Origin of the sequence: Streptomyces spongiae (assembly GCF_009377185.1) — a bacterium.
GTDB lineage: Bacteria > Actinomycetota > Actinomycetes > Streptomycetales > Streptomycetaceae > Streptomyces > Streptomyces spongiae.
This window is the reverse complement of record NZ_VJZC01000577.1, coordinates 1-6,306: the sequence shown is the minus strand read 5'-3', so window position 1 is coordinate 6,306 and position 6,306 is coordinate 1. Positions and strand designations below refer to the sequence as shown.

The 6,306-nt window shown below is 66.4% G+C and carries 9 protein-coding genes; all 9 read left to right on the top strand.

The features are described 5' to 3' along the window. The coding region (locus FNH08_RS41910) for a hypothetical protein (protein WP_322726326.1) at window positions 1-640 on the top strand (640 nt) is incomplete at its 5' end. 523 nt (window positions 641-1,163) lie between these two features. Next, entirely contained in the window at window positions 1,164-1,478 is a 315-nt protein-coding gene (locus tag FNH08_RS41900) for a type VII secretion target (RefSeq protein WP_152776754.1), read from the top strand. Window positions 1,479-1,508: 30 nt separating this feature from the next. Then, window positions 1,509-2,255: a WXG100 family type VII secretion target gene (locus tag FNH08_RS41895; RefSeq protein ID WP_152776753.1), complete on the top strand. Its 747-nt coding sequence runs from the start codon at window positions 1,509-1,511 to the stop codon at window positions 2,253-2,255. A gap of 132 nt (window positions 2,256-2,387) precedes the next feature. After that, complete coding sequence (locus tag FNH08_RS41890) at window positions 2,388-2,789, top strand: hypothetical protein (protein WP_152776752.1); 402 nt, start codon at window positions 2,388-2,390, stop codon at window positions 2,787-2,789. A 124-nt stretch (window positions 2,790-2,913) separates the two neighbouring features. Then, window positions 2,914-3,219, top strand: coding sequence for a hypothetical protein (locus FNH08_RS41885; protein ID WP_152776751.1), 306 nt, complete (start codon window positions 2,914-2,916; stop codon window positions 3,217-3,219). 208 nt (window positions 3,220-3,427) lie between these two features. Next, window positions 3,428-3,730: a WXG100 family type VII secretion target gene (locus FNH08_RS41880; protein ID WP_152776750.1), complete on the top strand. Its 303-nt coding sequence runs from the start codon at window positions 3,428-3,430 to the stop codon at window positions 3,728-3,730. Further along, complete coding sequence (locus FNH08_RS41875; protein ID WP_152776749.1) at window positions 3,727-5,136, top strand: putative T7SS-secreted protein; 1,410 nt, start codon at window positions 3,727-3,729, stop codon at window positions 5,134-5,136. Before FNH08_RS41880 ends, FNH08_RS41875 begins: the two co-directional genes overlap by 4 nt. 2 nt (window positions 5,137-5,138) lie before the next feature. Continuing rightward, window positions 5,139-5,669: a hypothetical protein gene (locus FNH08_RS41870; RefSeq protein ID WP_152776748.1), complete on the top strand. Its 531-nt coding sequence runs from the start codon at window positions 5,139-5,141 to the stop codon at window positions 5,667-5,669. Then, a partial coding sequence (locus FNH08_RS41865) for a hypothetical protein (protein WP_152776747.1) occupies window positions 5,669-6,306 on the top strand: 638 nt, incomplete at its 3' end. The genes FNH08_RS41870 and FNH08_RS41865, both read left to right, overlap by 1 nt.

Sequence of the window (6,306 nt, the reverse complement as noted above, 5' to 3'; positions counted from 1 at the left end):
CCCCTCCCCCTCACCCACCGCCACCGTCGTGCGCACCGGCCGGCGAGCCTCGCGGCGGATGATTCCCCTCGGCATCGTGCTCACGGCGATCAGTGCCCTCGTCCTGTTCGGCGGCATCGCGGTAGCTGCTGGGCTCGGAGAGGGCGGACCCAACCCCAAGGGGATCGGGGGAATCGTCATCGGGCTGTTCATGGGTTTCATCAGCGTCGGGAGCCTGGTCGTCACCTGGTCGAGCCGACACTCCAGTGTGAGCGTCGACCAGATGGGACTGTGGGTCAGCAACGGCAAGGTTCAGAACGTCATCCCCTGGCAGGGCCTCGCCGGAGTCGGGCTGCACTGGAGCAAGTCAGGCAAGAGCGGTGTGAAGACGCACTCCATCGAACTCTTCCCCAACATCCACATCGACCGCGACGACCCGGTCCTGTGGCCCATGGTCCGCGACGAGGAACCGCTGCGCCCCGACCTCCCGCGGCTGCGCTACCGCCTCCCTGTCCCCACGGGTTCCCGGGAGGCGCTGGTCACGGCCATCCAGCAGCAGGTCCCTCAACTGTGGCTCGGCGAGACCGAACGCGAGGCCGGCTACATGGGCGTTCCGGATCGCAAGGGCCACCGGGAGCGCACGCGCGGATCATCGCGCTAGCGGGGCTGTCCGGCGTCAACTCCTCACGCTGCCATCGGAGTTGCCCTGCGCGCACACGGATGCCTCCTGGACCCGTCACAAGACGGTCCTCCATCCTCGCTGCGAACAGGCGGCTGGCGACTGGCGGCTGGCGACCGGCGACCGGCGACCGGCGACCGGCGACCGGCGACCGGCGACCGGCGACCGGCGACTGGCGACCGGCGACTGGCGACTGGCGACTGGCGACCAATTGGCGCACGCCGCAGTCGATTTCGTCTCCACCAACGGGCCAGCCAGCTACATGAACAGACGGTTTCGTCCGCGCCGAGAATCACCAAAGAAACACCATCCAACCACCCAAGAAAGAGTCAAGATTCTGCCCTCGACGACAAACGATATCCAGGGCGTAGTCAAACAGGCACCGACAGCAAAGGGCAGGCAGCCCATGATGTGGCTGTTGCGGCCTACCCACACCCGTTCAACTTCGCCTGTGGCGTGCGATAGCGTGTCCGAACTGCTGTGACTGAGGGACAAAGGGGGGCCGATGGGGTTCAGGGTTCAGGCGAACGATCTCGACAGCTATGCGTCGCAAGTGGGCAGAGCCGCTGACGACATTCAGCAGGCGGGGAAGTACTCACAGGAAAACAGCGACGTAGGCGTCTCGAACCAGGGACTGATCGAATTGATCATTGGCGCCCACCGGTCGGTGGTCGGCGAAGTCAACTCCGCCATGACACGGGCAGAGTCGGTACTGCGCGCAGCAGAGACCGAGATGAGCAAGAGCGCCACCTACTACAGGAATACCGACACCTCCACCGCTCGGTCCATGGACGCCACCTACCCGCCCAGCAAGCGCTGACTACGCCAGCCAGCCCCCGAGAGGCCCTGCATGTCCGGCTTCACCGACGTTACCGAGCCGACCAGCCACCTGACCGCCCCGAAGAAGCCGGAGGAGTTCTCACAGGGGCTCCTGTTGGACGTTTTCAACGACGCCAGCGACCTCGTCAGCCCGTCGTACTGGATCATGGAGGCGTACAACGCGGTCTTCGGGTTCAACCCGTTGGACGAAGTCATCCAGTGGTTCGCCGGCGACTGGGAGTCCTTCGCCGAGTGCGCTTCCGTATGGCAGAACATCGGCAAGGCATGCGACGGCGTGGCACAGAACCTGAAGTCGGGGAACTCCTCTCTCGACTCGACGTGGGACGGCAATGCCGCGGACGCGGCCTACATCTACTTCGACGAACTGGCGAAGAAACTCACCGGCTGCCGCGAGACCCTCGATTCCCTGCATTCCACCTACGAGAGGCTGGCCCACGCCGCCTATTCGACCGCGGAAGCCATCAAGGGAGTACTCGGCGGCATCATCGACGGCCTGATCATCGTCGGCGTCGAAATGGCCGCGGGTACGTTGCTCTCCTGGACCGGCGCCGGCGCCCTTGTCGGATACGGCCTGGCCGCCCTCGAGATCACGCGGCTGATCAACATGTGGGGAGACGCGACCAAGATGTTCGCCCAGGCGCAGACCATCGTCAACGGCGGAGTCGGCGTCCTGGAATCGCTGGGAGCCGAGATCTACGGGCACTTCCAGAACTTCCCATCCGTGGGTGGAAACTACGACAACCCCGCGGTCGCGTGACGCCGTCGCCTCATCGCTCAGCAATGTCCGGCCGTGATCTTGCGATCCGGCGATCCGGCGATCCAGTAGGTCCGGTAGGTCCGGCGATCCGATAAGTCCGGTCGCATCCGGAAGTAAGGAGAGACCCACGCCATGGGTGAAGAGCGCCAGATCGGCGACGCGGATCTGATGGACATCGCGCGGGACGAGGCCCGGGCCCGTGCGCTGCGGAAGTCTCTGCAGCGCCTCGCTGACAATTCGTCCGGCAACAGCGCGCTCCAGGAGATGGCCCGGGAGGTCCTCTCCGGGCGGGTCGGCCTCCGCGAAGCCCTGCGCGTGGGCGCGTACTCCGACGCCCTCGGCGAGCGCATCGCGCAGGCTCGCCGTGAGTACGAGGAGCAGTCCCCAGAAGACCGGGAACGGCAGCGCGCCGAGGCCGAACGCTACCTCGAAGCTCAGCGCACCGAGATCGAACAGGAACGCCGAGAAGCAGCGGAGCGCTCGCGGGCGGCACAGCAGCGGGCTCGGCACAGTGGTCACGACTGGAAACTCTGAGAGGGCGCCGGATGGCCGGAACCATGGACGACAGCCGCATACCGCAAAGCCAGTGGCAGAGCGGGCGAACGGGTGAGCTTCGCGACCGCTACGCCGATCCCGACGATCGCGTAGCCTGCCGCCCATGCTGATGAATGACATGGGTGACGGCAGCCGGGAGCGACTGTCGTCTCGCACTTGGTGGAACGCGGCAATGTTCGCCGGCATCCTCAGCGCGATGGTGGCCCTGGGCGGCGCCGCGGCGACTGTCCTGCCAGGCTCCGATGTCGCCATGCGTGTGGTGAGCGGAGTTCTGGCGGTCGTGGGCGCCACCGGGATCTGGGCGGCTGTACGCAGCTATCGCAGCCGCAGCGGCAAGTTGCTGGCCGTCGCCCTGGCGTGTGCGTTGGGGAGCGGCGCGGTGCTGGTGGTACTGCGCAGCGTGAGCTGAAGAACAGCCGACCGATCGGCTTGCCAACTGCGAAGGCGAGCGCGCCCCCTGTCGCCGCCAGCCCGGGTGTGAGCGCCAGGGCGGTCCAGCAAGAGGTCGGTGAAGACTCTGCGACCGGAAAGCCCCTCGACGAGACGCCCGACACCTGCTGGTTAGCGTGTAGCGACAGCAAATGAAGGCGCGTTGCGTGACAGGGGGATGCCACGCCATGGGAACAGGCTTCAAGGTAGAGATATCCGAACTGGACGGTCTCGTCAGGGAACTCCACAGGAGCCAGGAGGAGATGCGCTCGGCGCTGAACGCTCTCCGCGACACCGGTCCGAGGAGCACGGGGAGCAAGGAACTCGACAACGCCTGCGACGAGTTCCACGACAGCTGGGACGACGCGATCGCGAAGATCGCCGAGGGCACGCAGGGCATCGAGGACGGACTGAAGAAGACCCGCGACACCTACCGGGACGTCGAGACGGCCCTGCGTGACGGCTTCGCCGGGAAGGGCGGCGCCCGGTGAGCAGCGACTCGTACCCCGCGCTCGGCTTCGATCCGGCCCCGGGCGATCCCGGCAACGTGGACTCGCTCACCGCCCGCACCAGGAAAGCGGCGACGGCACTCGACAACGCGCAGAACAGCATCAAGCGCCTCACGGGAAACGTGACCTGGGCCGGGGACGCCGCCTCCGCCTTCTCGAAGAAGGTCGGGGAACTCCCCCGCTACCTGAAGGACAGCCAGGAGGCGATGCGCACGGCGTCGTCGGAGCTGTCGAAGTGGCGCGAGGCGCTGACGGACTACCAGGGCACGGCCCGTACGTACGAGACCCGGGCCAAGGAAGCCAAGGGCCAGGTCGCCTCCGCGGAGAAGGCCAAGGGCACCGCGACCGACCGCTACAACCAGGCGGCCTCCGATCCCGCGTTCCGCCTCAGCGGCCAGTACTTCACCGGCACAGCCCTCCAGGACGCCCAGACGAAGATCGACGCGGCCAACACCCGACTGCAGCAGGCGGACGGTGACCTGTCGGCGGCCTCAGCTCGGCTGGACAAGGCCGAGCGCGAGCTTGAGGAGATCGTCAAGCAGGCGGAGCGACTGTTGGAGGAGCACCAGGCCCAGGCCCGCGGTGTCGCGGACCACCTGCGCAAGGCCACTGACGGCGCACCGGACCCGGGATTCTGGGAACGCCTGGGTGACCAGTTCCAGAAGCTCGGGCACGCCATCCAGGAGTGGTGTGCCCGGAACAAGGACCTCCTGAAGTCGATCGGCGACTGGCTGGGCAACATCTCCGCCGTCCTCGGAGTTCTCGCGCTGCTGACCCTGTGGTGCCCGCCTCTGTCCGGCGCCCTCGCCCTGGCAAGCGCCGGGTTCTCGGCGGGCGCACTGCTCACGCACGGCGCGGCGAAGATCGGTGGGGCGGACATAGGACTGATGGACCTCGCCGGCGACGCCCTCGGCGTCATTCCGGGCGCGGGTTTCGCCAAGACAGCCGTCTCCGGCTCAGCGAAGGTCGTGGTGCGCGCGGAGAAGGCGGGAGAGCTGGTGACATCGGTCGACGGCGCGGCAAGAGCCGCTCGGCTGGGCAAGCTCGTGGACGACGGAGCCGCGACAGCGCGCGACTTCAGCCGAGCGGGCAACCGAATCCGCAGCGGCGCTGAGGGCCAGATCTTCGAGGCTCAAGGCGCGGCGAACAAGGTGAAGCTCGCCTGGGAGAATTCGGTGGCCAAGAACATGGGCGCCTCGATCGGTGAGACCGGGCTGAACACCGTTGTTGCCAACACTCCAGGGCTCAGAAACCTTGATTCCCTGCAAGCAGTGATACGTGCCGACGGAACCGTGGACCCGACGTCCTGGTGGTCGAAGGGACCCCAGCTCGCGATGCAGGTTCCGGGCACTGTCAGCGGCATTTACGACAGCGTGACGGGAGAATAGTCATGTCTGTCACGCCGCACTCCGCCGATTCGGTCGCCGACCCGGTCCTTCCGTTCCCTTCGAGGCTGGGGCTTCTGCTGTGGTTCGTGCTGCAGTGGGTTCTGATTCCGGTGGAGTTCGTCGCCAAACTCGTCTGGCTGCTGTTGGTCATCTTCGGAGATGGTCATGAGGACGATCTGATGCGGCTCCTCAACGCTCCCGCCCGGTTCATCTCACCTGGCAAGCTGGCGCTGCGTCTCTCTCGCAGCCCAAGCAAGCACGAGGCTTCCTTGGACCGGGAGTTCGCGCGGCTCGCCGGGGAGATCGAGCGCCAGCAATTCGGCTGGCGTACGACGATCCACCACTTCGTCACACTGGCTCCCATGCCTGACGGCGGCCGCCTGAAGGGGGTCGCACTGCATCCTCGTGAATTCCGGGGAACTCCGGTCAGTGTGCTGACCCGGCTGGCACACAAGCACCACCTCGCCCTGGACGTACCCACGGATCTGCGTCGCGGTGTGAGTCTGCGGCCAACCCACAGGAAGATTCTCTGATGTCCGCCCCGAGTATCGAGCTGCACTTGGACATACCCGGTGGGTTTCATTCACTGGGACTCGACTTGGACGATGAGGAACGCCAGGAGCAACTCTGGTCCATCGCCGAGGAGGTCTGGCCGCACGGCACCGACTTCCAGCGAGAAGTCACCTTTCACACCTACCGTGAAATGGCCGAACTCGCCCTCGCTGAGAAGTCCTTCTATGCGGGCTTCTGCCTCGATGAGACGCCCGACGCCCGCATGACCACGGCATCGTTGCTTGCCCGCCTGGACCCGCTGGACGAGCCCGACGCGGAACTCTCGGCGCGCGGCCTCTTCGAGGCGCTCTCCGCGAACGAGAACAACACGGTCGAGGAGATCCGTGTTCCGGCGGGGCCCGGCGTCCTCGTACTGTGCGGGTTGCAATGGCAGTCGGACCCACAGGACGACACGGCACCGTCCCTGCCGCTGGCCCGCGCCGACGTCTACCTCCCACTTCCTCGGATGGCACGGCTGCTTGTCCTGAGCCTTACCACCCCGTCCCTGCCCGACCTCCCGTTCTACGTTTCACTGTTGTCGAAGTCCGCGCACGATCTGGTGGTGTCGAGCGGAAGTGGGTCGGAGTCCGGACCGGGCGACGGGGACGGCGGGGGCGG

Excerpts from the sequence above, each read along its gene's own strand:
- FNH08_RS41885 (WP_152776751.1), top strand. The coding sequence starts at position 2,914 with ATGCTGATGAATGACATGGGTGACGGCAGCCGGGAGCGACTGTCGTCT.
- FNH08_RS41890 (WP_152776752.1), top strand. The coding sequence starts at position 2,388 with ATGGGTGAAGAGCGCCAGATCGGCGACGCGGATCTGATGGACATCGCG.
- FNH08_RS41880 (WP_152776750.1), top strand. The coding sequence starts at position 3,428 with ATGGGAACAGGCTTCAAGGTAGAGATATCCGAACTGGACGGTCTCGTC.
- FNH08_RS41870 (WP_152776748.1), top strand. The coding sequence starts at position 5,139 with ATGTCTGTCACGCCGCACTCCGCCGATTCGGTCGCCGACCCGGTCCTT.
- FNH08_RS41900 (WP_152776754.1), top strand. The coding sequence starts at position 1,164 with ATGGGGTTCAGGGTTCAGGCGAACGATCTCGACAGCTATGCGTCGCAA.
- FNH08_RS41895 (WP_152776753.1), top strand. The coding sequence starts at position 1,509 with ATGTCCGGCTTCACCGACGTTACCGAGCCGACCAGCCACCTGACCGCC.